Origin of the sequence: Pseudomonas sp. SG-MS2 (genome assembly GCF_009933855.1) — a bacterium.
Lineage (GTDB): Bacteria > Pseudomonadota > Gammaproteobacteria > Pseudomonadales > Pseudomonadaceae > Aquipseudomonas > Aquipseudomonas putida_E.
In genome coordinates this window covers 18226-43912 of sequence record NZ_MOMO01000134.1, presented here as the reverse complement: position 1 = coordinate 43912, position 25687 = coordinate 18226, and the positions used below count along the sequence as shown (strand labels likewise).

General features: G+C 62.7%; 19 protein-coding genes. 12 read left to right on the top strand and 7 right to left on the bottom strand.

All coding sequences use genetic code 11. The annotated features are described in order from the left end of the window. The first annotated feature begins 10 nt into the window (after positions 1 to 10). The 6 genes from BLX42_RS11850 (at position 11) to gcvP (ending at position 8740) form a co-directional block, all read left to right on the top strand. Entirely contained in the window at positions 11 to 1228 is a 1218-nt protein-coding gene (locus BLX42_RS11850; protein ID WP_168216554.1) for a 2-octaprenyl-3-methyl-6-methoxy-1,4-benzoquinol hydroxylase, read from the top strand. 155 nt (positions 1229 to 1383) lie between these two features. Beyond that, positions 1384 to 2385, top strand: coding sequence for an extracellular solute-binding protein (locus tag BLX42_RS11845; RefSeq protein ID WP_161871817.1), 1002 nt, complete (start codon positions 1384 to 1386; stop codon positions 2383 to 2385). 90 nt (positions 2386 to 2475) lie between these two features. Continuing rightward, entirely contained in the window at positions 2476 to 4098 is a 1623-nt protein-coding gene (locus BLX42_RS11840; RefSeq protein WP_125924701.1) for an iron ABC transporter permease, read from the top strand. A gap of 123 nt (positions 4099 to 4221) precedes the next feature. Next, positions 4222 to 5304 (top strand): glycine cleavage system aminomethyltransferase GcvT, encoded by a 1083-nt coding sequence (gcvT, locus tag BLX42_RS11835; protein ID WP_046788202.1) that lies wholly within the window; start codon positions 4222 to 4224, stop codon positions 5302 to 5304. 47 nt (positions 5305 to 5351) lie between these two features. Further along, positions 5352 to 5735: a glycine cleavage system protein GcvH gene (gene gcvH / locus BLX42_RS11830; RefSeq protein ID WP_046788203.1), complete on the top strand. Its 384-nt coding sequence runs from the start codon at positions 5352 to 5354 to the stop codon at positions 5733 to 5735. 131 nt (positions 5736 to 5866) lie between these two features. Next, positions 5867 to 8740, top strand: a complete 2874-nt coding sequence (gcvP, locus tag BLX42_RS11825; RefSeq protein ID WP_161871816.1) for an aminomethyl-transferring glycine dehydrogenase — start codon at positions 5867 to 5869, stop codon at positions 8738 to 8740. 35 nt (positions 8741 to 8775) lie between these two features. Here gcvP and BLX42_RS11820 read toward each other — a convergent pair whose 3' ends face one another. Together BLX42_RS11820 and BLX42_RS11815 are read right to left on the bottom strand one after the other, a co-directional pair. Further along, positions 8776 to 9090, bottom strand: a complete 315-nt coding sequence (locus BLX42_RS11820; RefSeq protein WP_046788205.1) for a DUF2388 domain-containing protein — start codon at positions 9088 to 9090, stop codon at positions 8776 to 8778. Positions 9091 to 9179: 89 nt separating this feature from the next. After that, positions 9180 to 10865, bottom strand: a complete 1686-nt coding sequence (locus tag BLX42_RS11815) for a GspE/PulE family protein (RefSeq protein ID WP_161871815.1) — start codon at positions 10863 to 10865, stop codon at positions 9180 to 9182. 340 nt (positions 10866 to 11205) lie between these two features. Between BLX42_RS11815 and gabD the strand changes: the two genes are divergently transcribed. The 3 genes from gabD to BLX42_RS11800 all read left to right on the top strand — a co-directional run bounded on the left by gabD (position 11206) and on the right by BLX42_RS11800 (position 15504). Then, the gene (gene gabD / locus BLX42_RS11810; RefSeq protein ID WP_046788207.1) at positions 11206 to 12648 is read left to right on the top strand and encodes an NADP-dependent succinate-semialdehyde dehydrogenase; all 1443 of its coding nucleotides are present in this window, start codon (positions 11206 to 11208) and stop codon (positions 12646 to 12648) included. Between the two features lie 178 nt (positions 12649 to 12826). Next, positions 12827 to 14104: a 4-aminobutyrate--2-oxoglutarate transaminase gene (gabT, locus tag BLX42_RS11805; protein WP_012316754.1), complete on the top strand. Its 1278-nt coding sequence runs from the start codon at positions 12827 to 12829 to the stop codon at positions 14102 to 14104. A gap of 137 nt (positions 14105 to 14241) precedes the next feature. Beyond that, the gene (locus BLX42_RS11800; protein ID WP_125924698.1) at positions 14242 to 15504 is read left to right on the top strand and encodes a response regulator; all 1263 of its coding nucleotides are present in this window, start codon (positions 14242 to 14244) and stop codon (positions 15502 to 15504) included. A gap of 30 nt (positions 15505 to 15534) precedes the next feature. Here BLX42_RS11800 and BLX42_RS11795 read toward each other — a convergent pair whose 3' ends face one another. After that, positions 15535 to 16521, bottom strand: a complete 987-nt coding sequence (locus tag BLX42_RS11795) for a sensor domain-containing diguanylate cyclase (protein WP_046788209.1) — start codon at positions 16519 to 16521, stop codon at positions 15535 to 15537. Positions 16522 to 16662: 141 nt separating this feature from the next. Further along, positions 16663 to 17847: a delta-9 fatty acid desaturase DesA gene (gene desA, locus BLX42_RS11790; RefSeq protein ID WP_046788210.1), complete on the bottom strand. Its 1185-nt coding sequence runs from the start codon at positions 17845 to 17847 to the stop codon at positions 16663 to 16665. A gap of 147 nt (positions 17848 to 17994) precedes the next feature. Between desA and dibA the strand changes: the two genes are divergently transcribed. After that, entirely contained in the window at positions 17995 to 19890 is a 1896-nt protein-coding gene (gene dibA, locus BLX42_RS11785) for a phosphodiesterase DibA (protein ID WP_161871814.1), read from the top strand. A gap of 62 nt (positions 19891 to 19952) precedes the next feature. Here dibA and tcyN read toward each other — a convergent pair whose 3' ends face one another. From tcyN to tcyJ, 3 genes are read right to left on the bottom strand one after another with little or no spacing between them, the layout of a single operon-like run. Next, complete coding sequence (gene tcyN / locus BLX42_RS11780; protein WP_046788212.1) at positions 19953 to 20711, bottom strand: L-cystine ABC transporter ATP-binding protein TcyN; 759 nt, start codon at positions 20709 to 20711, stop codon at positions 19953 to 19955. A 2-nt stretch (positions 20712 to 20713) separates the two neighbouring features. Next, complete coding sequence (gene tcyL, locus BLX42_RS11775) at positions 20714 to 21382, bottom strand: cystine ABC transporter permease (protein ID WP_039603142.1); 669 nt, start codon at positions 21380 to 21382, stop codon at positions 20714 to 20716. Next, entirely contained in the window at positions 21379 to 22173 is a 795-nt protein-coding gene (gene tcyJ / locus BLX42_RS11770) for a cystine ABC transporter substrate-binding protein (protein WP_012316741.1), read from the bottom strand. The genes tcyL and tcyJ overlap by 4 nt, the downstream gene beginning before the upstream one ends. 269 nt (positions 22174 to 22442) lie before the next feature. On the opposite strand from tcyJ, the gene epsC reads away from it, so the two are divergent. After that, on the top strand, positions 22443 to 23375 hold the full coding sequence (epsC, locus tag BLX42_RS11765) for a serine O-acetyltransferase EpsC (protein ID WP_046788213.1): 933 nt from the start codon (positions 22443 to 22445) through the stop codon (positions 23373 to 23375). A 245-nt stretch (positions 23376 to 23620) separates the two neighbouring features. After that, a complete protein-coding gene (betT, locus tag BLX42_RS11760; protein ID WP_217433396.1) occupies positions 23621 to 25582 on the top strand; it encodes a choline BCCT transporter BetT in 1962 nt (653 codons plus the stop codon). The last annotated feature ends 105 nt before the right edge of the window (positions 25583 to 25687 follow it).

Genomic DNA, 25687 nt, shown 5'->3' with positions numbered 1-25687 from the left:
AGGCATGGAAATGCGCGCAGATCTGTTGATTGTCGGTGCCGGTATGGTCGGCAGCGCCTTGGCCTTGGCGTTGCGCCACAGTGGCCTGGAGATACTCCTGCTCGACGGTGGTTCGCTGACGGTGAAGCCGTTTGACGGCGATGCGCCGTTCGAGGCGCGGGTCAGCGCCCTCTCGGCGGCCAGCCAGCGCATCCTCGAGCGTTTGGGTGCCTGGGAAGAAATCGCCAAACGGCGTGTTTCGCCCTACTCGGACATGCATGTCTGGGACGGCAGCGGCACTGGGCAGATTCACTTTTCCGCCGCCAGCGTGCACGCGCAGGTGCTTGGCCATATCGTCGAAAACCGGGTAGTGCAGGATGGCCTGCTGGAGCGCCTGCATGACAGCGATATCGGCCTGCTGCCCAACGCCCGCCTGGAGCAGATGCGCCGCTCTGGCGATGAGTGGCTGCTGACCCTGGCCGATGGCCGCCGCCTGCGGGCACCGCTGGTGGTGGCTGCCGACGGTGCCAATTCGGCGGTGCGGCGCCTGGCCGGCTGCCAGACCCGTGAGTGGGATTACCTGCACCACGCTATCGTCACCAGTGTGCGCTGCAGTGCTGCACACCAGGCTACCGCCTGGCAGCGCTTCACCGACGAAGGGCCGCTGGCCTTCCTGCCCTTGTCGCGAGACGGCCAGCAGGGCTGGTGCTCGATCGTGTGGTCGACCACGCCGGAGCAGGCCGAGCAGCTCATGGCGCTGGATGATCAAGCTTTCCTCAAGGCCCTGGAGCGTGGATTCGAGGGGCGCCTGGGCCAAGTGCAGCATGCCGACCCTCGGGTCTGCGTACCGTTGCGCCAGCGCCACGCCAAGCGGTACGTGGACGAGGGGCTGGCATTGATCGGCGATGCCGCGCACACCATTCATCCGTTGGCGGGGCAGGGCGTGAACCTGGGCTTTCTCGATGCAGCGGTGCTGGCTGAAGTGCTGGTGAACGCCTGCGAGCGGGGTGAACGGCTGGCGGATGTGAAAGTGCTCAGCCGCTATGAGCGCCGACGCATGCCGCACAACCTGGCATTGATGGCGGCGATGGAGGGCTTCGAGCGGCTGTTCCAGGCCAACCCGCTGCCGTTGCGCTGGTTGCGTAACAGCGGTCTGAAGCTGGTGCAGCAGATGCCGGAGGCCAAGGCGCTGTTCGTGCGCCAGGCGTTGGGGCTTTCCGGGGACTTGCCGGAATTGGCCAGACCTTGAGATTGTGGGGCCGCTTTGCGGCCCTTTCGCGACACGAGGCCGCTCCTGCAGGCGTTCGCGTGCTCTTGCAACATCTGGTAACGGCTGGGTAGGTGAGCCGCAAAATGGGATTCACTACCATTTGCGCCTCTCATACGATTCGAGGAGTGCATCCCATGTTGCCACGCAAGCCCCTACTGGCCGCCCTGGCCCTGACGCTGTTCGGTGGCATCGCCCAGGCGGCGGACGAAGTAGTGGTGTACTCCTCGCGCATCGACGAGCTGATCAAGCCGGTGTTCGACGCCTACACCGCCGAGACCGGCGTCAAGATCAAGTTCATCACCGACAAGGAAGCCCCGCTGATGCAGCGCATCAAGGCCGAGGGCGAGAACGGGGTGGCCGACCTGCTGCTGACCGTCGATGCCGGTAACCTGTGGCAGGCCGAGCAGATGGGCATCCTGCAGCCTATCAAGTCGGCCATCATCGACCAGAACATCCCCGCTCAATACCGCGCCTCGTCCCATGACTGGACTGGCCTGAGCCTGCGCGCGCGGACCATCATCTACTCCACCGAGCGGGTCAAACCCGCAGAGCTGAGCACCTACGAAGCACTGGCCGACAAGCAGTGGGAAGGGCGTCTTTGCCTGCGCACGGCAAAGAAGGTCTACAACCAGTCGCTGACCGCCACGCTGATCGAGAACCATGGCGAGGCCAAGACCGAACAGATCGTCAAAGGCTGGGTCAACAACCTGTCTACCGACGTGTTCTCCGATGACAACTCGGTAATCCAGGCCATCGAGGCCGGCCAGTGCGATGTGGGGGTGGTGAACACTTACTACTACGGCCGCCTGCACAAGCAGAACCCGAACTTGCCGGTGAAGATCTTCTGGCCTAACCAGGGCGACCGAGGCGTGCACGTCAACCTGTCCGGCATCGGCCTGACCAAGCACGCACCGCATCCGGAGGCGGCCAAGAAGCTGGTGGAGTGGATGACCGGTGAGCAGGCGCAGAAGCTGTTCGCCGACATCAACCAAGAGTTCCCGGCCAACCCGAAGGTCAAGCCATCGGACGAGGTCGCGGCATGGGGCAGCTTCAAGGCTGACAGCATCCCGGTCGAGGTGGCAGGCAAACGCCAGGCCGAGGCCATTCGCTTGATGGATCGGGCTGGCTGGAACTAAGCCCCAGGCTTTATCCTGCAGGGGCCCACAAGGGCCCCTTCGCGTGGCAAGCCCGCTCAGCGGTTGCCATCTGCCACAGAGACAGTTGCCTTGCCCCACGCTCCCCAACGCCGCTGGTACCTCCCGGTCATCCTGACCGCCGCCCTCGTGCTCTTGCCCTTGAGCGTCCTGCTGCTGTCCTGGCAGTCGATCGACGTGCAGATCTGGTCGCACTTGCTCGACACCCAGATGAGCCGCCTGCTCGGCAACACATTCACCTTGGTGGCGGGTGTAGGCGTAGGCGTCACCGTGCTCGGCGTGAGCCTGGCCTGGCTCACCAGCCTTTGCGAGTTCCCCGGCAGGCGCTGGCTGGACTGGGCACTGATGCTGCCGTTTGCCATCCCCGCCTATGTCCTGGCGTTCGTCTTCGTCGGCCTGCTGGATTTCGCCGGCCCGGTGCAAAGCGCCTTGCGTGAAGTGTTCGGGCCCATGCGCCTGCCGCGGGTGCGCTCCACCGGCGGGGTGATTGTGGTGCTGGTGCTGGTGTTCTACCCCTATGTCTACCTGCTCGCGCGCACGGCATTCCTGGCTCAAGGCAAGGGGCTGATGGAAGCGGCGCGGGTGTTGGGCCTTTCGCCGCTGCAAGCTTTCTGGCGGGTTGCCCTGCCCATGGCGCGGCCGGCCATCGGCGCAGGCATAGCGCTGGCCCTGATGGAGACCTTGGCAGATTTCGGTGCGGTGGCTGTGTTCAATTTCGACACGTTCACCACCGCCATTTACAAGACCTGGTACGGCTTCTTCAGCCTGTCCAGCGCGGCTCAGCTGGCCAGCCTGCTATTGCTGGCGGTAATGCTGGTGCTTTATGGCGAGCGCCGCGCCCGTGGCGCCTCGCGCAGCTCAAACGAACGCCCGCGGGGTCAGGCCCTCTATCACCTGCGCGGTCTGAAGGCACTGCTGGCCAGTGGCTGGTGCCTGCTGGTATTTGCCTGTGCCTTCGTCATCCCGCTGCTGCAGTTGCTGGTATGGTTCTGGCAGCGTGGGCGGCATGACCTGGACGAGCGCTATGTTGGCCTGGTGCTGCACACCTTGTACCTGGGCGCCCTGGCAGCCTTGATCACGGTGAGCGTCGCACTGCTGCTGGCATTTGCCCGGCGTCAGGCGCCGACCGGCGGCATCCGTGCCGGGGTCGGCCTGGCCAACCTGGGCTACGCCTTGCCCGGCTCGGTGCTGGCGGTGTCGATCATGCTGGCCTTCAGTTACCTGGACAACCACCTGGTGATCCCTCTGTCGAGCTGGCTGGGTGGGGCAGGCAAGCCATTGCTGCTGGGCAGCCTGGCGGCATTGCTGGTGGCCTATCTGGTACGTTTCATCGCCGTGGCCTATGGGCCACTGGAAGGCAGCCTGGAGCGCATCCGCCCGTCGTTGCCCGAGGTTTCACGGAGCCTGGGTGTCGGAGGGGCGAGATTGTTTTTCAAAGTGTATATGCCGCTGCTGGTCCCCGGTGCCCTCAGCGCCGCACTGCTGGTCTTCGTCGATGTGCTCAAGGAAATGCCCGCGACCTTGCTGATGCGGCCCTTCGGCTGGGATACCCTCGCCGTACGGGTGTTCGAGATGACCAGTGAAGGCGAGTGGGCGCGTGCCTCACTGCCCGCCTTGACCTTGGTGCTGGTTGGCCTGCTGCCGGTCATCGGCCTGATTCGTCGTTCAGCCAGGCGCCCCGGTCACAGTCACTGAGGGTGCCAGCCCGCGCCCTTGCGGCTACAATGCGCGGCATTCGCGCGACGGGTCCTACAAGAAGAGCTGACAACCAAACGTCATCGACCGCCGCCGCTTCGCCACGCCCGGAAGGAGAAACCCATGGGACAGCGCACGCTTTTGTACGACTTGCACCTGGCGCTAGGCGCCAAGACAGTCGATTTCGGTGGCTGGGACATGCCGCTGCACTACGGCTCGCAAGTTGAAGAGCACCATCAGGTGCGCAGTGACTGTGGGGTGTTCGATGTTTCCCACATGACCGTGATCGACATCGATGGCACCGATGCCACCGTCTGGCTGCAGCGCTTGCTGGCCAACGACGTTGCCCGCCTTGGGGGTGTCGGCAAGGCGCTGTACAGCCCGTTGCTCAACGAACAGGGCGCAATTATCGATGACCTGATCGTCTACCGCACGGAAAATGGCTACCGGCTGATCACCAATGCCGCTACCCGCGCCAATGTACTGGCGTGGCTGGAGGCCCACAGTACCGGCTTCTCGGTCGGTTTCAAGGTGCGCCCCGACCTGGCCATTCTCGCCATCCAGGGCCCCCAGGCCCGCGAGAAAGTCGCAGCCTTGCTCAGCGCTTCGCGCGCTGCGCTTATCCGTGAGCTGCGCCCGTTCGAAGGGCTTGGCGAGGGCGACTGGTTCATTGCCCGCACCGGTTACACCGGTGAGGACGGGTTGGAAATCATCCTGCCGGGCCATGAGGCCGTGGCCTTCTTCAACGACCTGGTCGGCGCTGGCATCGCCCCCAGTGGCCTTGGCGCCCGCGATACCTTGCGCCTGGAGGCCGGCATGAACCTGTACGGCCAGGATATCGACGAAGACCACACCCCGCTTACCTCCAACCTGGGCTGGAGCATTGCCTGGGAGCCGGCCGAGCGTGATTTCATCGGCCGCGCTGGCCTGCTGGCGGAAATCGAGCGCGGCGTGCAGGACAAGCTGGTCGGCCTGGTGCTGGAGGAACGCGGTGTTTTGCGCGCCCATCAGGTGGTTCGCGTTGCCGGCATTGGCGAAGGGGAGATCACCAGTGGTAGTTTCTCTCCTACGCTGAGCAAATCCATTGCCCTGGCGCGCGTGCCCATGGCCACCGGCGATCGTGCCGAGGTCGAGATTCGCGGCAAGTGGTACCCGGTGCGGGTGGTCAAACCGACCTTCGTGCGTCACGGCAAGATTCTGATCTGAACAATCAACGGCGGGCCGACCGCTGACCCAATCGAGGAATACAAGACATGAGCAATATCCCCGCCGATCTGCGTTTTGCCGAAAGCCACGAGTGGGCGCGCCTGGAAGCCGACGGTACTGTGACCGTGGGCATCAGCGACCACGCTCAAGAGGCCCTGGGTGATGTGGTGTTCGTGGAACTGGCAGAGGTTGGCAAAGTATTCGCTGCCGGCGATGCTGCTGGCGTGGTCGAGTCGGTCAAGGCCGCTTCGGATATCTATGCCCCGGTGGGTGGCGAAGTGATTGCGGTCAACGAAGACCTGGCCGACAGCCCGGAGCTGCTTAACGAAGAGCCTTACGGCGCCTGGATCTTCAAGCTCAAGCCAAGCGACAAGGCCGAACTGGACAAGCTGCTGGACGCTGCCGGTTACAAAGCCGCTATCGGCGAGTGAGCCTTCTGGCCTCATCGCCGGCTTGCCGGCGATGAGGCCGGTACTGGCGAAGCAAGTTTTCCCGCAGTATCGGCAATCCTTCCTAGACTTATAAGTCTCCACGAGGCCTGGTCTAGGAAGAGAGCGTCGTCATGTCCCAGTCGCCATCCCTGCATCAACTGCAAGAGCTCAACCCATTCCTGCGTCGCCACCTGGGGCCAGATGCCTCCGAGCAGCAGGCCATGCTCAACGCCCTGGGCTTGAGTAGCCGCAGCGAGCTGATCGAACAGACCGTCCCGCCGGATATCCGCTTCAACCGCGCCCTCGACCTGCCCCCCGCCCTGGATGAACAGGCTGCCTTGGCCAAGCTCGCCGGTTATGCCGAGCAGAACCAGGTGTGGACCAGCCTGATCGGCATGGGTTACCACGGCACCGTCACGCCAACCGTCATCCTGCGCAACGTGCTGGAGAACCCCGGCTGGTACACCGCCTATACGCCTTACCAGCCAGAAATCGCCCAAGGCCGGCTGGAAGCGCTGCTCAACTTTCAGCAAATGGTCATCGACCTGAGCGGCCTGGCCCTGGCCAATGCCTCACTGCTCGATGAAGCCACCGCCGCAGCCGAAGCCATGGCCTTGGCCAAACGCGTGGCGCGCAACAAGAGCAATGCCTTCTTTGCCGATGAACACTGTCACCCGCAGACACTGTCCGTGTTGCGAACCCGGGCTGAAGGTTTTGGTTTCGAACTGATCGTCGACGCTGTGGATAACCTTGCCCAGCACCAGGTATTCGGCGCTCTGCTGCAGTACCCGGATACCCATGGGGACGTGCGTGACCTGCGCCCGCTGATTGACCAGTTGCACGGCCAGCATGCCTTGGCATGCGTGGCGGCAGACCTGTTGAGCCTGGTGCTACTCACGCCGCCGGGCGAACTTGGCGCAGACGTGGTGCTTGGCTCGACCCAGCGCTTTGGCGTGCCGATGGGCTATGGCGGCCCGCATGCGGCCTATTTCGCCTGCCGCGACGACTACAAGCGGGCGATGCCGGGGCGCATCATCGGTGTGTCGCGTGATGCCCGTGGCAACACCGCACTGCGAATGGCCCTGCAGACCCGCGAGCAACACATCCGCCGCGAAAAAGCCAACTCCAACATCTGCACCGCCCAGGTACTGCTGGCCAACATCGCCGGCTTCTATGCGGTGTACCACGGCCCTGAAGGCTTGCAGCGCATTGCACAGCGCGTGCACCGGCTGACCGTCGTGCTCGCCGCGGGCCTTGAGGCCAAGGGCATCAAACGCCTTAACCCGCATTTCTTCGACACCCTTACCCTGGATGTCGGCGGTGCCCAGGCGGCCATCATCGAAAGTGCGCAAGCGGCGTGCATCAACTTGCGCATTCTGGGCCGCGGCCATCTGGGTGTGAGCCTGGACGAAACGTGCAGCGAAGAAACCGTGCTTCGGCTGTTCGACATTTTTCTTGGCGTGGATCACGGCCTTGAGGTCACCGCGCTTGACCAGCAGGTTCTGACAGGGGGTATTCCGGCCGCCCTGGAACGGCGCACGCCGTTCCTCTCCCACCCGGTGTTCAACCTGCATCACAGCGAAACGCAGATGCTGCGCTACCTCAAACAGCTGGAAAACAAGGACCTGGCGCTGAACCAATCGATGATCCCGCTGGGTTCCTGCACCATGAAGCTCAACGCCACCAGCGAAATGATCCCCATCACCTGGCCCGGATTCGCTCTGCTTCATCCCTTTGCGCCCGATGCTCAGGTTGCGGGCTACAAAGCGATGATCGATGAGGTGGAGCGCTGGCTGTGCGCTATTACCGGTTTTGATGCGATCTGCATGCAACCCAACTCGGGTGCCCAGGGCGAATACGCCGGGCTGATGGCAATCACCCGTTACCACCGCAGCCGTCATCAGGCCCAGCGCACGCTGTGCCTGATCCCTTCGTCGGCCCACGGCACCAACCCTGCTTCGGCGCAGATGGCTGGCATGGAAGTGGTGATCGTCGACTGCGATGACGACGGCAACGTTGACCTCGACGACCTCAAAGCCAAGGCCAAGGCTGCAGGCGAGCGGCTGTCCTGCCTCATGGTTACCTACCCGTCGACACATGGTGTGTATGAGGAGGGCATCCGGGAAATATGTGAGGTGGTGCACCAGCACGGCGGCCAGGTCTACATGGACGGCGCCAACCTCAACGCCCAGGTCGGTCTCACGCGGCCGGCTGACATCGGCGCCGATGTCTCGCACATGAACCTGCACAAGACCTTCTGCATCCCGCACGGCGGCGGCGGCCCTGGCATGGGGCCGATTGGCATCCGTGCACACCTCAAGCCGTTCGTCGCCAGTCATCCGGTGGTGCCGGTGCCGGGCCTGGACCCGAACAACAGCGCGGTCAGCGCCGCGCCTTGGGGCAGTGCGAGCATCCTGCCGATCAGCTGGATGTACATCGCCATGATGGGGCCACAACTGGCCGATGCGAGCGAAGTGGCCATCCTGTCGGCCAACTACCTGGCCAGCCAGCTGGGTGGGGCTTTCCCGGTGCTGTACAGAGGCCGAAACCAGCGGGTGGCGCACGAGTGCATTCTTGACCTGCGGCCGCTCAAGGCAATTACCGGGATAACTGAAGAGGATGTGGCCAAGCGCCTGATGGACTATGGCTTCCATGCCCCGACCATGTCATTCCCGGTGCCCGGGACCTTGATGGTCGAACCGACAGAGAGCGAGTCGAAAGCCGAGCTGGACCGGTTCGTCGAGGCCATGCTGGCGATCCGTGCGGAGATCGGTGAGGTGCAGCAGGGTAACTGGCCAGCGGAAGACAACCCGCTCAAACATGCGCCACATACCCTGGCCGATGTGCTGGCACCGTGGAGCCGGCCTTACAGCCTTGAGCAGGCTGTAGCCCCCAGCGCTCACGTGCGCCAGCACAAGTACTGGCCGGCGGTGAACCGGGTCGACAACGTGTATGGGGACAGGAACCTGTTCTGTGCGTGCGTACCGGTGGAGGCGTATCGCTGAGTTGAAGTTGGGGCTGCACAGCAGCCCCAGGGGGCTTACTCGGCTACCGCATTCCTGGCCAGGATGGCATTGGCCAGTTCCATGTCGCTGGCTTGCATGCCTGGGTTCTCAGCCCGCACCTGGCGCATTGCCGCCTCCAGGAACGGCCCACGAATAGCACCTTCACTGGCAACGAAGCTGCCGGCGTCATCCTGCGCCGCGACGACCAGCTTGTGGTCCCTGGAGGTCAGGTAAGTCGATGCCGTGGTCGCGCCGGAAGAAATCACGTTGCGCCAGAAGGTATCGGCCATGGCGGAGCCAATGGGCAGCGAAAGCAGGGCAGCGGCTGCGATGGCGGTTGGGAGACGCATGATGAAACACCTCGAAGGGTGAGGGCTGATGGAGCCCGATTTGATTGAGCCTGAGGGGTGTAAGTTCCCATAAAACAAGGGTTTTTTGCTTATGCGCAGACCCGCAGCACTTCCTCTTGGCAGGTCAGCCCACGGGCCACCTTTGCCTCCCCGCAGCGTTTCAGGTCCAGCAACCCTTCGCTCAATGCCTGTCGCTGCAAGCTGGCAAGGTCCGCCCCGGCGCCTATCCGGGCGCGCAGGCTTTCACTTGGGACCAGCAGCTCGAACACGCCCGTTCGGCCATGAAAGCCGGTGCCCCGGCACAGCAGGCAAGGCTGGCCGCTGGCCGATGATGCGCAGCCCTGGCAGTCACGGCACAGCAAGCGCACCAGGCGCTGCGCCATCACCCCGCTCAGGGAGGCCTTGATCAGGTAATCGGGCACGCCCAGTTCCAGCAGGCGGGTGATGGCGCCACAGCTGTCGTTGGTGTGCAGGGTCGAGAGCACCAGGTGCCCGGTAAGGGCAGCTTGCACGGCTACCAGCGCCGTCTCGCGATCGCGGATCTCGCCGATCATGATGATGTCAGGGTCTTGGCGCAGCAGCGCGCGTACGCCGTTGGCGAAGCTGAGGTCCAGTGCCGGCTGCACCTGTAATTGATTGAAAGCCGGCTCCAGGCGTTCGATCGGGTCTTCGATGGTGCACAGGTTGACCTCGGGCGTGGCCAGCCACTTCAGGCTCGCGTACAGCGTGCTGGTCTTGCCTGAACCGGTAGGGCCGGTGACCAAAAGAATGCCATGACGGCGCTGCAGCAGGGCCTGCCACTGCTGCAATTGTTCACCTTCCAGGCCCAGGCGGTCGAAGTCTTCCTGTAGCTGTTGTGGGTCGAACAACCGCAGTACCAGCTTTTCGCCAAAGGGGGTGGGCAGCGTAGACAGGCGCAATTCCACTTCGCGGCCACCTGGCAGGCTGCTCTTCACACGGCCATCCTGCGGCCGGCGTTTTTCCGCGACATCCATGCGGCCCAAGTGCTTCAGGCGGCTGACGACGGCCAGGGTCACGCTGGCCGGGAAGGCGTAGACCGTATGCAGGAGGCCGTCTATGCGATAGCGCAACCGGCCCTGCTCGCGGCGTGGCTCAAGATGGATGTCACTGGCGCGCTGTTCGACAGCGTACTGCAGCAGCCAGTCGACGATGTGCACGATATGCGCGTCGTCTGCCGTGGCGTTGCCCTGGCGCTTGTCCTGCTCCAGCAATTGCTCGAGCTCACCGAGGCTTGCTGACTGCTGATGCTGGGCACCTTGTACCGAGTGGGCGAGTCGAAACAGCGACTGGCCCACCTGGCGCAGCTGCAGGGGGCTGGCGAGCACGCGGCGGATCGGCCTGCCCAGGCTGCGGGCCAGATCGGTTTGCCAGTCACACTGGTAAGGCTGCGCACTGGCCACGGTGATGCCCAGGCTGTCGCTGGCCAGGATGAGTATGCCGTGGCGATGGGCGAATGCTGGCGATATCAGCCCGTTGACCTGCGACAGGTCGAGTTGCAGTGGGTCGATGCGCTGGTAAGGCTGGCCGACTTTTCTGGCGAGCCATTGGCACAGGCAGTCCAGATGCAGGCGCTGGCCGGGGTGCTGGCGGTCTTCGAGGCCCAGGGCCGCTATGGTTTCGAGCGGATGGCGAGGTGGCTGTGAGGTGGCGTGTTCGAGTACCTGCCTGGCGTCGTTGGCGCTCAGGCGCTGGTCGGCTTGCAGCGTGTCCAGCACGCGCTTGAGGTCGAGGGATCGATCGTCGGGGTTGTGCATGGCGGCGTCCGTGCCAAGTGATGAGTTCCTCATGAAGGCTAGCCAGTGGGGCTGGTTCGAGCGTATGCGAAAGGTTTCGGGATCTTGCCGGGCTGGCAGTAGTCTGTTTCACGGTGAGGGGTGTCGGTTGGTCCTCCCCTCACATTTGCCTGCGCGCATTCGTCTACCCTGTAGGGGTTCCTGCCGGCAGCTTTCGGATAGGCTGTGCAACCATTCGTTCTTTTTTTCGAACAGCCTATTGTCCTATACCCCAGCAGCCGCTTAGCATTCGTTTGAGATTTCAAACGCTCGATGCCCTGCCTTGGGCGCTTTTCAACAATCAACAATTCGGGAAGCCGACATGCAGCTCAAAGACGCTCAGTTGTTCCGCCAGCAAGCCTTCATCAACGGTGAATGGCTGGATGCGGACAGCGGCCAGACCATCAATGTGACCAACCCGGCCACAGGTGAAGTCATCGGTACCGTGCCGAAGATGGGCTCTGCGGAAACCCGCCGCGCCATCGAAGCTGCCGACAAGGCCCTGCCGGCCTGGCGTGCACTGACCGCCAAAGAGCGCTCGAACAAGCTGCGTCGCTGGTTCGAACTGATGATCGAGAACCAGGACGACCTGGCTCGCCTGATGACCACTGAACAAGGCAAGCCACTGGCCGAAGCCAAGGGCGAAATCGCCTACGCAGCCTCGTTCATCGAGTGGTTCGCCGAAGAAGCCAAGCGCGTTTACGGTGATACCATCCCGGGCCACCAGCCTGACAAGCGCCTGATCGTCATCAAGCAGCCGATCGGCGTTACCGCGGCCATCACCCCGTGGAACTTCCCGGCGGCGATGATCACCCGTAAAGCCGGCCCGGCCCTGGCCGCTGGCTGCACCATGGTGCTCAAGCCTGCTTCGCAAACCCCGTACTCTGCCCTGGCCCTGGTCGAGCTGGCTACCCGTGCCGGCATCCCGGCTGGCGTGCTGAGCGTGGTGACCGGCAGCGCTGGCGAAGTTGGCGGCGAGCTGACCGGCAACTCCCTGGTGCGCAAACTGTCCTTCACCGGCTCGACCGAAATCGGTCGCCAGTTGATGGAAGAATGTGCCAAGGACATCAAGAAGGTTTCCCTGGAGCTGGGTGGCAACGCCCCGTTCATCGTGTTCGACGATGCCGACCTGGACAAGGCGGTAGAAGGCGCGATCATCTCCAAGTACCGCAACAACGGCCAGACCTGCGTTTGCGCCAACCGTATCTATGTGCAGGACGGCGTCTACGATGCCTTCGCCGAGAAGCTCAAAGCTGCTGTGGCCAAACTGAAGATCGGTAACGGCCTGGAAGACGGCACCACCACTGGCCCGCTGATCGACGGCAAGGCCGTCGCCAAGGTTCAGGAACACATCGAGGACGCCGTCTCCAAAGGCGCCAAGGTGCTGTCCGGTGGCAAGCTGATCGAAGGCAACTTCTTCGAGCCGACCATCCTGGTCGACGTGCCGAAGACCGCTGCCGTCGCCAAGGAAGAGACCTTCGGCCCGCTGGCGCCGCTGTTCCGCTTCAAGGACGAGGCTGAAGTCATCGCCATGTCCAACGACACCGAGTTCGGCCTGGCCTCGTACTTCTATGCCCGCGACATGAGCCGTGTGTTCCGTGTTGCCGAGGCGCTGGAATACGGCATGGTGGGTATCAACACCGGCCTGATCTCCAACGAAGTCGCGCCATTCGGCGGTATCAAGGCTTCGGGCCTGGGCCGTGAAGGTTCCAAGTACGGCATCGAGGACTACCTCGAAATCAAGTACCTGTGCATCAGCGTCTGATGCGCTGAAGGCTTTACCTCTGCCAGCGGGGCGCGAGAGCGACGTCTCGCTGGCTTTTTTGACATCGCAGCACCTGGTGGCCAGGGCGTTCACGGCAGTCGATCAACGAATACTGTTCGCGAACACTCCCAGCCACCCCCGAATAAAAGCGCCGCTGATCGGCGCAAATGAGGGCATTATGAGCAAGACCAACGAATCCTTGATGCAACGTCGTGTAGCCGCCGTCCCACGTGGCGTAGGCCAGATTCACCCGATCTTCGTCGAAAGCGCGAAGAACTCGACCGTGATCGACGTTGAAGGCCGCGAACTGATCGACTTCGCCGGCGGCATCGCAGTTCTGAACACCGGCCACCTGCACCCGAAAGTGGTTGCCGCTGTTCAAGAGCAGCTGACCAAAGTCAGCCACACCTGCTTCCAGGTACTGGCTTACGAGCCTTACGTAGAGCTGTGCGAGAAGATCAACAAGCTGGTCCCAGGTGACTTTGACAAGAAGACCCTGCTGGTTTCCACCGGCTCCGAAGCCGTTGAGAACGCCGTGAAAATCGCCCGTGCCGCCACTGGCCGTGCTGGCGTGATCGCCTTCACCGGCGGCTACCACGGCCGCACCATGATGACCCTGGGCCTGACCGGCAAGGTTGTGCCGTACTCCGCAGGCATGGGCCTGATGCCTGGCGGTATCTTCCGCGCCCTGTTCCCGAGCGAACTGCACGGTGTCAGCGTTGACGACGCCATCGCTTCGGTCGAGCGTATCTTCAAGAACGACGCCGAGCCGCGCGACATCGCCGCGATCATCCTCGAGCCGGTACAGGGCGAAGGCGGCTTCCTGCCAGCGCCTAAAGAGCTGATGAAGCGCCTGCGCGCCCTGTGCGACCAGCACGGCATTCTGCTGATCGCCGACGAAGTACAGACTGGCGCTGGCCGTACCGGCACCTTCTTCGCCATGGAACAGATGGGCGTCGCGCCGGACCTGACCACCTTCGCCAAATCCATTGCTGGCGGCTTCCCGCTGGCCGGTGTTTGCGGCAAGGCCGAGATCATGGACGCCATCGCTCCGGGCGGCCTGGGCGGTACTTACGCCGGTTCGCCGATCGCCTGTGCCGCGGCTCTGGCCGTCATCCAGGTGTTCGAAGAAGAGAAGCTGCTGGACCGCAGCAAGGCAGTAGGTGAGCACCTGACCGCTGGCCTGCGCAAGATCCAGGAAAAGCACCCGATCATTGGCGACGTCCGTGGTCTGGGCTCGATGATCGCTGTGGAAGTCTTCGAAAAAGGCACCCACACTCCGAACGCCGCTGCGGTCGCCCAAGTGGTTGCCAAAGCCCGTGACAAGGGTCTGATCCTGCTGTCTTGCGGTACCTACGGCAACGTTCTGCGTATCCTGGTTCCGCTGACCGCCGAAGATGAGCTGCTCGACAAGGGCCTGGCCATCATCGAAGAGTGCTTCGCTGAACTGGCCTGATGTGACACGCTTCATGAAAAAACCCGCTTAGGCGGGTTTTTTTTGTGCCTATTAAAGGCCCTTGGCGCTATGGTTGTGGCAGGACTTGCTTTGGAAGCTGCAACGGATTGCGTGTCAGGGATATTCAGGAGTTGGCCATGAACGCTGCAGACCCCACCCCACCTTGCGTATTGATTGCCGAGGGCGATCCCTGGGTGCGCGACATGCTGCGTGAGATGCTGCTCAGCGTGCGCTGTGATGCCCGGCTGCAGGTGTGCGCCGATGGCTCACAGGCGCTCACGGCATTGGCCAGCAAGCCTGATCTGATCATCGCCGCCCGTGAGCTGGCAGGTGTCGATGGCCTGGACCTGTTGCGCAAGGTGCGCGCCAAGGGGCCGGGGTTGCCGTTCATTCTCATGAGCAACCGCAGTGACAGTGCCAGCGTGCGGGAGGCGCTGCCGCTGCACCCCACGGCTTACCTGAGCAAGCCACTGAACATGGGCAACCTGCGCAAGCGCCTGGAAGAGCTGCTGCTTGAAGTGGGTGAGCAGATCGCCTGCCCGGTGCCACCGTTGCAGCCAGGGGCGAGCCTGCCGGCCTTCCTTGAGCAGCGCCGCGCCACCGCCGATGGCGGGCCGCTGTTCGCCGACGTGCAGGTGGCGATCAAGCGCGCGCTGAACCCGCAGGGGCTGGACCTCAAGGTGCTCGAAGAGGAAGTGCGCAACGACCCGCAGGTTACTGCCGTACTGATCGCTGCGGCCAACAGTGCTGCGCTGCACCGCGACGCACCGGTGCAGACCCTGCTGCAGGCGCTGAACAAGCTTGGCAGCACGCAGAGCATGAACCTGATTCTGGGCCTTGCCCTCAAGCGCAGCGCCCGCCTTAGCGACCCGCTGCTGGCGCAGCAGGCGGCGCATTTCTGGAACCTGTCGCTGCATACCGCCGAATACGCTCGTTCGCTGGCGCGCATGCTTGAGCTCGATGAAGAGCTTTGTTATTGCGCCGGGCTGTTGCACTGCCTGGGTGACCTTGCGGTGTTGCGCTGCCTGCAGGAATGGCGGCTGGCAGGTGGTGAACTGCATGATGGCTTGGTGCAGGCGTCACTGCGCGACTTCGGTGCAGCATTCGGCTCGGCACTGCGAACCCGCTGGCGCTTGCCGCTGGGCCTGCGTGAGCTGATCGCAGCAATCTATCAGTTGGGCGGTGGGGTGTATTCGCGGGAGATCCTGGCCATGAACCTGGCAGGGCAACTGGCAAGGCTGCCGGCGGGTCAGGGGTTGGAGAAGGTGGCCGACAACAAGACCGCGCGCTTGCTCAAGGTTGGGTTGGCGCAGTTGAGCCGGTTGCGCAAGGTGCAGAACCCTGAGGTAAAACCGCAAGATGAAGAGCCGCCTGTTCCCGAAGAAAAGGTGCCGACCTGAGTTTTGGGGCCGCCGTGCGCAGCCACTGGCTCAGCCCCGCACGATCTGATTCTTGCCCTGCCGTTTGGCCCGGTACATCGCTGCATCGGCCCGAGCGAAGAGGCTGTCCAGTGAGTCATCCTCATCCGTTAGCCCGGTCAACCCCTGGCTTACCGTCACTCCATACACCTGCTCGCCATGGCTGAAACTCAGCCGCTGAATCTCGCGCTGCAGGCGCTCGGCAATCTGCTCGGCGACCTGCGCATTGCAGCCGGGGAACACTGCGGCAAACTCCTCGCCACCAATACGCCCAAAAAGGTCGCCGCGGCGCAGCACTGCCTTGCCGCTGTCGGCAATGCGTTGCAATACCTGGTCGCCTTCCTGATGGCCGTAGCTGTCGTTGATCTGCTTGAAGTCATCGATGTCCAGTAGCAGGAACGCCAGTGGCGTGCCGTCTTCGCGTGCGCTGTCGAAGGCTTGGCCTGCACATTCGAAAAAGTGCCGGCGGTTGCTGCTCTGGGTCAGCACGTCCGTGGTGGCCAGGCGATGCAGCTCGCCCTCAAGCTGCTTCTTGTCGGTGATGTCTTCGGCAATGCCGACGATTATCACCCGGTCACCTTCCTGCTGCTGGTTGATGTAGCACTTGTCACTGAGCCAGCGTACCTGGCCGTTTGCATTGAGAATGCGGTACTCGCGGTCTTCAACCGCGCCTTTGATCAGCACCTGGGCCAGGCTGCGCTCGGCGTATTCCAGGTCATCGGGGTAGATGCTGTCGCGCCATTCGTTGAAGTCCGCCAACACCAGGCTCGTGGGGCGGCCGAAGATGCGTTCGTAGGCGGGGCTGACGTAGAGCACCTGGCGTGTTTCCCAGTCGAACGCCCAGAGCACCGCGTTGACGCTGTCGAGCAGCGAGCTGTAGAGCTGTTCACGTTCGCTCAGGCGAGCCACTTCGCCTTGGGCATGCAGCAAGGCCAGCAGTATTTGGGCTGCCTCGGGAGCTGAATTGCCGGGCAGCGTTGAATGGATGTTCTTGGCCATGTGCACGGAGCGGCTCTCGACGGGTAAGCGTGCGGCCAAAGACCGGCCCGCCACGCGGGCGATGTGCCGGCTTTGAGTGGTTTTTCAGGGGGGAAGTTCCAGCGTGCACGCCCCGTTGCGGGGCGTGCCGATCAACGGTGCTCAGGCGCCGTTCGGGCGCAGGGAGTAGGTTTTCAACTGCGCGGCGAAGTCGTGCAGGGCGTGAATGCCACTGGCTTCCGCCTCGTGCACCCAGTCTTTCATGGCGGCCAGCATGTCGTGACCATTGGCGCTGGTACGGGCCCAGATCTGCTGCAAGGCCAAGCGTTTCTCATAGATGGTCTTGAGTGCCTGGCTCTGCTCAAGCAGGGACTCGATGCGCACATGGTGACGCTCTTCGAGCAGGCTGGGTTCCCGCGACAGCAGGCGTTTGGCCCGGCGGAAGCGATGGCGTACCGACGCATCGACCTTGGCCAGTTCCTGTTTGACCAACGGGCCGATCACCAGCTTGCGGTACTGGGCCATGATCTGGAAACGGTTGTTGAGGATGGCCATGGTGGTGTCCATGTCCAGGTTGGCCTTGCCTTCGACGCGATGGGCGATAGGCGCCACCCGTTGTACTTTGGCCAGGCGCAGCAGGCACAACAGGCGTATCCAGGCCCAGCCGGCATCGAACTCCCAGCGCTTGACCGACAGCTTGGCCGAATTGGGGTAGGTGTGGTGGTTGTTGTGCAGTTCTTCGCCACCGATGACGATGCCCCATGGCACCAGGTTGGTAGCAGCGTCGCGGCACTCGAAGTTGCGGTAGCCCACCGCATGGCCCAAGCCGTTGACCACACCCGCTGCCCAGAACGGAATCCACATCATCTGCACCGCCCAGATGGTAATGCCGATGGTGCCGAACAGCAGCAGGTCGAGCACCGCCATCAGGGCGATACCGCCATGTTTGTAGCGTGAGTAGAGATTGCGCTCGATCCAGTCATCCGGGCAGTTTTTGCCGTAGATGCGCAGGGTTTCGGGGTTGAGTGCTTCTTCCCGATAGAGTTCGGCGCCTTTGCGCAGCACCGTGCCCAGGCCTTTGTGCACCGGGCTGTGCGGGTCGTCCGGGGTTTCGCACTTGGCGTGGTGCTTGCGGTGCACTGCTGTCCACTCGCGGGTGTTCTGCGCCGTGGTCAGCCACAGCCAGAAGCGGAAGAAGTGCTTGAGCGCGCCATTGAGCTCCAGGGCACGGTGGGCGGAGTAGCGGTGCAGATAAATGGTGACGCTGATGATGGTCACGTGAGTCATCAGCAGGGTAACGCCAACCAGTTGCCAGGCCGACAAGTCGAGCAGACCGTAATACCACATAGGTGTCAAAACCCTCGAAGACACAGGGGAAGGCTCTGATTATCCCTTGGCAGGGAAATAAAACCAGTCACCCTTGCAGATAGGACGTCACGGCATGTTTCTGCCTCTATAATGCCCCATCATTTTTCATGGACTTTTGTTGCCGACATGTCTGTTTCCGTTCGCGACGCCTTGCGCATGGCCGCGCTGTATCTGGTGCTCTCGATCCTCTGGCTGGTGCTGTCAGAGGTGGTTTTGCGCAGCATGTCTGAAGACCCTCTAGCCTTGGCCGTGGGGCGGCAGATCAATGTTGTTTTATGGGTGCTGGCCAGCGCGGGGCTGATTTTCTTTACCCGTGCCCGTCTGCTCAATTTCATCGGTGTCGGCGCACGGCTTCGCAGCGAAGACCGCGCCCGCCTGCGTATGGCCGCAGCCGTGTTCGACAGTACCCTGGAGGGCGTGCTGGTCACTGACCGCCAGGGGCTGATCGTGCACGTCAACCGTGCCTTCATGCGGATCACGGGTTACCAGCAGGACGAAGTGCTCGGCCAGCGCCCGAGCAAGTTCAAGTCGGGCCGGCACGGCGTGCCGTTCTATCAGCAGATTTATGCCACCCTGGCAGAGAAGGGCGAGTGGAGCGGGGAGATATGGAACCGGCGCAAGAGCGGTGAAATCTACCCGCAATGGCAGACAATCCGCGCCATACACGATGATGGCGGTGAGATGACCCATTATGTCGCGGTTTTCAGCGACATCAGCGCGATCAAGCATACCGAGCAGGAACTGGCCTACCTGGCCCACCACGACCCCCTTACCGGCTTGCCCAACCGTCTGCTGTTCAACGACCGGGCCGAGCAGGCACTGGCTTCGGCACAGGCCAACAAGCGTGGATGTGCTTTGTTGCTGCTTGACCTTGACCACTTTCAGAGCATCAACGACGGCTTGGGCCACACCATCGGTGATCAGCTGCTCAAGCTGGTAGGCGAGCGTCTGGCCGAGGTAGTGGGCAATGGCGTGACCTTGGCGCGCCTGGGCGGTGACGAGTTTGGTGTGCTGGCAGAGAACTGCCAGCAGGTCGGCCAGGCCGGCAAACTGGCACAGGCGCTCATCGAACGCATGCGTGAACCGTTCGAGTTCGACGGGCATCGGCTGTTCATCAGCGTCAGCGTTGGCATCAGCCTGTTCCCCAGCGATGCGTTGAGCGCCGAACAGCTACTGCGCAACGCCGACTCGGCGCTGTTCAAGGCCAAGCACAATGGCCGCGCCTGTTACGCGCTGTACACCGAAGAGCTGACGGCACACGCCCAGCACCGGGTGGAAACGGCTGGCGAGCTGCGCCGTGCGCTGGCGCAAGACGAACTGCGGGTGTTCTACCAGCCGGTGTTCGACCTGTTCACCTCGAAGATGGTCGGGGTGGAGGCACTGGTGCGTTGGCAGCACCCGCAACGTGGCTTGGTGCCGCCAAGCGAATTCATCCCTATCGCCGAGCGTACCGGGCTGATTGCCGACATCGATGCCTGGGTGCTGCGCGAGGCGTGCCGGCAGATGGTCAGTTGGCAGGCTGACGGGCGCCTGCTCGAGTTCGTTGCGGTCAACATCTCCAGCCGGTTGTTCGGCCAGCGTGAGCTGTACCGGCAAGTGGCCGGGGTGTTGCACGAAACCGGTCTGGATCCGTCGCTGCTGGAGGTGGAGGTGACCGAGAGTGCAGTCATGGAAGACCCCGAAGTCGCGCTGGAGCAGTTGCACCGGCTGCGTGAGCTGGGCTTGAACCTGGCAATCGATGACTTTGGCACCGGCTACTCGTCGTTGCTGCGGCTAAAGCGCCTGCCGGTGCAGAAGCTGAAGATCGACCAGGGCTTCGTCGCCGGCTTGCCGGTGGATGACGACGACGTCGCGATCGTGCGGGTGATCATCGCCCTGGCCCGGAGCATGGGCATGCAGGTGCACGCTGAAGGTATCGAGCAGGCGGAGCAGGCCAGGTTCCTGCTGGAGCAGCAGTGCCAGCTGGGGCAGGGCTACTGGTTCGGGCGGCCCGTGCCGGCTGAGGGTTTGCGTTGGAACTGAGTAGGGCCGCTTCGCGCCCCATCGCCGGCTTGCCGGCGATGGGCCAGTGAAACGAATGCCGATTATTCGGAAGCCGCAGTCCCGAGAAACTTGCGCAAGAACTGCCGCGTCCGCTCTTCCTTGGGATTGGCAAACAGCGCCTTGGCCTCGCCCTGCTCTACGATCACCCCCTTGTCGAAGAAGATCACCCGGTTAGCCACATCACGCGCAAAGCTCATCTCATGGGTGACGATGATCATGGTGCGCTTTTCTTCCGCCAGGCCGCGGATGGTCGCCAGCACCTCGCCGACCAGCTCAGGGTCGAGCGCCGAGGTGGGTTCATCGAACAGAATCACTTCAGGTTCCATGGCCAGCGCCCGGGCGATGGCAACGCGCTGTTGCTGTCCGCCCGAAAGGCGTTTGGGGTAGGCGTCTTCCTTGCCTGCCAGGCCGACCTTGGCCAGCAGCTTGCGGCCCAGCTCGATGGCTTGGGCGCGGGGTGTCTTCTTGACGATCACCGGCCCTTCGATGACGTTTTCCAGCGCTGTGCGATGAGGGAACAGGTTGAAGCTCTGGAACACGAAGCCGGCCTGCTGGCGCAAGCGGCGAATGGCACTTTGCTGATTGCCAAGCGGGCGGTTGGCATCGATGCTGATGGCACCGATCTGAATGCGCCCGGCGTCTGGCGTTTCCAGCAGGTTGAGGCAACGCAGGAAGGTGGTCTTGCCCGAGCCGCTGGGGCCGATGATGGCCACCACTTCGCCCGGTTGCACGGTCAGGTCGATGCCGTTGAGCACGGTCTGGCCTTTGAACTGCTTGGTCAGGCCTTCTACTACGATCATCTTCAGTGCTCCTGGTCGTGCTGGTTGACCCGCGCTTCCATGCGGTTCTGGAAGTGCGCGAGGATGCTGCAGAGGACCCAGTAGACCACCGCAACGGCCAGGTACATGGTGAATACTTCGAAAGTGCGCGCAGTGATCAGCTGCGCCTGGCGGAACAGCTCGGGCACCTGGATGGTCGCCGCCAAGGCGGTGTCCTTGACCAGCGAGATGAAGCTGTTACCCAGCGGTGGCAATGCCGTGCGCAAGGCTTGCGGCAGGATCGCCCGGCGCATGGCCTGGGTGCGGGTCATGCCGATGCTGGCGGCTGCTTCCCACTGGCCACGGTCGATCGAGGAGATCGCCGCACGCAGGATTTCGCAGATGTACGCTGCCATGTTCAGCGACAGGCCAATCAGCGAGGCCGGGATCGGGTCGAGTTCGATGCCGATCTGCGGCATGCCGAAGTAGATCACGAACAGCTGCACCAGCAGCGGCGTGCCCCGGAAGAACGACACATAGATGCGTGCCAGCCAGTCCAGCGGCAGGATCTTCGACAGGCGCATCAGTGCCAGGGCAAAACCCAGTACCAGGCCGAAGAACATGCCGCCGACACTCAGCAGCACTGTATAACCCGCGCCCTTGAGCAGGAAGGGCGCGGAATCGACAACGAGTTGCAGGCTTTCAGCGATCATTTGGTGACATCGGCACCGAAGTATTTCTCGGACAGCTTGGCCAGGGTGCCATCGGCCTTGAGCTTGTCGATGGCCTTGTCGATGGCCGCCAGCAGCTCCGGCTCACCCTTGCGCAGGGCCACGCCGCTTTCCAGGCGCGAGAAGGCGTCGCCGGCAAGCTCGGTGTCCTTGGCTTTTTGCGCGTATTCCAGGGCGGCCAGGCGGTCGATCAGGATGGCGTCGATACGGCCGTTGCGCAGGTCGGCGAACTTGCTTGGGTCATCTTCGTAGGTGCGCACTTCAGCGTTCGGAACGTCCTGCTTCACCCACTGTTCGTAATTGGTGCCCAGGCCCACACCGACCTTCTTGCCGGCCAGGTCCTGCGCGGTCTTGATGTTCAACTGCTCGGCTTTCTTCTTCAGGATCAGCGCCTGGATGCCGGAGACGGTGTAGGGCTCGGAGAAGTCGTACTTCTTCTTGCGCTCCTCGGAGATGGTCACTTGGTTGACCACCACGTCCAGGCGCTTGGATTCCAGCGCTGCAAGGATGCCATCCCATTTGGTTGGCTGGATCTTGGCCTTGACGCCCAGCTCCTTGGCCAGCAGTTCTGAAAACTCGACCTCGAAGCCGGCGAGCTTGCCGTTTTCATCCTGGAAGCTGAACGGCGGGTAGGTGCCCTCGAGGCCGACGTTGATCACGCCTTTTTCCTGGATGGTTTTCAGTTGCTCGCCGGCGAATGCCTGGCTGAACAGACCGGTGCCCAGCAGGATGGCCAGGCTGGCATTGAGAAGCGGTTTGGCGAATTTCGACATGTCAGGCCCCGCGCTTGTTGTGGAAGTGGTGGGTGGCGACTATAGGGTTGGCTTCATAGGTCAGGAAATAATAAAAACTTATTTTGTTATTTCCTTTTTGATCTGTGCCGGGTTTTGGCTGCTTTGAGGGTAGGCGACGATGCCGGGTCCGTCATCGCGGCTTATGCCCGACTTAGCGCAGGATGGAATAAAGCGTTGTTTTTTCCAAGGGGCTGATTTGCCGTAAAGTGGATTGCAAACTATCTGATTGGCCCTGGCAGGAGATCACCGTGAGCGAACAACCTTCATCCGCGCATTGGCAGTTGCACAATATTGTCAGCGGCCTGCGCAGCGCCCGTGAGCAGTGGCGAAGCCGCAATGGCCGCAGCATTGGCGAGCAGGGCGGGCGCGAATTGCCTTCGCGCGAGGCCATTCGCCAGGTCCTCGAGCAGTTGTGCGGTGCGCTGTTCCCGATGCGTTTGGGCCCGGTCGACCTGCGCGAAGAGAGCGAGGACTTCTACGTTGGCCACACCCTCGACGCCGCGCTGACCGCGTTGCTGGCCCAGGCACGTCTGGAACTGCGCTATGCCGCGCGCCAGAGCAATGCCGACCTGGCCGCCGTCGATGCCCAGGCACTGCGCCTGATCCAGGATTTTGCCGCCGCCCTGCCAGGCCTGCGCGTGCTGCTCGACACCGATGTACTTGCCGCCTACCACGGTGACCCGGCCGCGCGCAGCGTCGATGAAGTGCTGCTGTGCTACCCGGGCATACTCGCCATCATCCATCACCGATTGGCCCACCATTTGTACCAGGCCGGTTTGCCGTTGTTGGCGCGCATCTGTTCGGAGCTGGCGCATTCGGCCACGGGTATCGATATCCACCCGGGCGCGCAGATCGGCCCGAGCTTCTTCATCGACCACGGTACCGGTGTGGTGATCGGCGAGACTGCGATCATCGGTGAGCGTGTGCGCATCTACCAGGCGGTGACCCTTGGCGCCAAGCGTTTCCCGAGCGATGAGTCGGGTACGTTGCACAAAGGCCTGGCCCGCCACCCGATCGTCGAGGACGATGTTGTGATCTACGCGGGGGCGACCATCCTGGGAAGGATCACCATTGGTAAAGGTTCGACCATTGGCGGCAATGTGTGGCTGACCCGGAGTGTGCCGGCCGAAAGCAACATTACCCAGGCCAATCTACAGTTGGATTGCCAGGGCAAGAATTGACCTGAATGCTTCACTGCCTGTACCGGCCCTATCGCCGGTGCAGGAATGCGCCGATCAGCAGCCCGGGTCGCATCGAATCCCGATCCATGTTTAACTTGAACGCTTGTTCAACGAAAAAACGCTGGTCCGCTGCCGGTGTTCAACAGGAGGATTCCTTTGCTGAACCCGTTCATTCCGAACCTCACGTCAATCGACGAGGTGCATGCCCCATGAGTGCACCGACCCCTTCCAACAGCCAGATCCGCATGAACCCTCCGGTGTTCTATTTTGCGGCAAGCTTCATCCTCATCTTCGGCCTGGTGGTCATCGCCCAACCGCAAGCAGCGGGCGACTGGCTCTTGGCAGCGCAGAACTGGGCGGCCAACACGGTCGGTTGGTACTACATGCTGGCCATGACCCTGTACCTGGTCTTCGTGGTGGTCACCGCCTTGTCCGGCTACGGCAAGATCAAGCTCGGTGCCGACCACGACGAACCCGAGTTCAGCTACCTGTCGTGGGCCGGCATGTTGTTCGCCGCCGGTATCAGCATCACGCTGTTCTTCTTCTGCGTTTCCGAACCCCTGACCCACATGCTCCAGCCCCCCCAGGGTGAGGCGGGCACGGCGGAGGCCGGGCGCCAGGCGATGCAGATACTGTTCCTGCACTGGGGCCTGCATGGCTGGGGCGTGTTTGCCTTCGTCGGCATGGCGCTGGCTTATTTCGCCTATCGCCACAACCTGCCGCTGGCTTTGCGTTCGGCGCTGTACCCGCTGATCGGCAAGCGTATCAACGGGCCGATCGGCTACGCGGTAGACGGTTTCGGCATCATCGCCACGGTGTTCGGCCTTGGCGCCGACATGGGCTTCGGGGTGCTGCACCTCAATGCCGGCCTCGACTACCTGTTCGGCATCAGCCATAGCCAATGGGTGCAGATCGCGCTCATCGTCCTGATGATGGGCGCTGCGGTGGCCGTAGCGGTCGCGGGGGTGGAGAAAGGTGTGCGGGTGATGAGCGACATCAACCTGTTCCTGGCCTGTGCGCTGCTGCTGTTCGTGCTGTTCGCCGGGCCCACCCAGCACCTGTTCAATACCTTGATCCAGAACCTTGGCGATTACCTCGGCGCCCTGCCACGCAAGAGCTTCGACGTTTACGCCTACGGCGAAAACCGCGACTGGCTGGGCGGCTGGACGGTGTTCTACTGGGCCTGGTGGATTGCCTGGGCGCCTTTCGTGGGGCTGTTCATCGCCCGTATCTCGCGTGGCCGCACCATCCGTGAATTCGTCTTCGGTGTGCTGCTGATCCCGCTGGGCTTCACCCTGGCGTGGATGTCGATCTTCGGCAACAGCGCGCTGGACCAGGTGCTGAACCACGGCATGACCGCGCTCGGCCAGTCGGCCATCGATAACCCGTCGATGAGCCTGTACCTGCTGCTGGAGACCTACCCGTGGAGCAAGACCGTCATCGCGGTGACGGTGTTCATCAGCTTCGTGTTCTTCGTCACATCGGCGGACTCGGGCACGGTGGTGCTGTCGACCTTGTCCGCCAAGGATGGCGGTGCTGATGAAGACGGCCCGAACTGGTTGCGGATCTTCTGGGGCGCGATGACTGCGCTGATCACCAGCAGCCTGCTGTTCGCCGGCAGCATCGATTCGCTCAAGTCGGCGGTGGTGCTGACCTCGCTGCCGTTCTCGTTGATCCTGCTGTGCATGATGTGGGGCTTGCATAAGGCGTTCTACCTGGAGTCGCAGCGCCAGATCGCCCAGTTGCATTCGCTCGCACCGTTCGCGCAGTCCCGCCGTGGCCGTGGTGGCTGGCGCCAGCGCCTGAGCCAGGCGGTGCACTTCCCGTCACGCGATGAGGTGTACCGCTTCATGGACGACGTGGTGCGCCCGGCGATTGCCGATGTGCGCGAGGTATTCGAGCAGAAAGGCCTGGTACTGGTGACCCAGGATGACCCTAGCCACGACAACGTCAGCCTGAAGGTCGGCCATGGTGAAGAGCAGCCGTTCATCTATCAGGTGCAGATGCGCGGGTATTTCACACCGTCGTTTGCACTGGGTGGGTTGGGGACGCAGGATTTGAAGAACCGCCGTTATTACCGGGCGGAGGTGCACCTTAGCGAGGGTAGCCAGAACTACGACCTGGTGGGCTACAGCAAGGAGCAGATCATCAACGACATCCTCGACCAGTACGAGCGGCATATGCAGTTCTTGCATCTGGTCAGGTAGATCGCTGGGGCCGCTTTGCGGCCCTTTCGCGACACAAGGCCGCTCCTACAGGCCTGTAGGCGCGGCCTTGTGTCGCGAAAGGAGGCCAAAGGCCTTCCAAGGTTC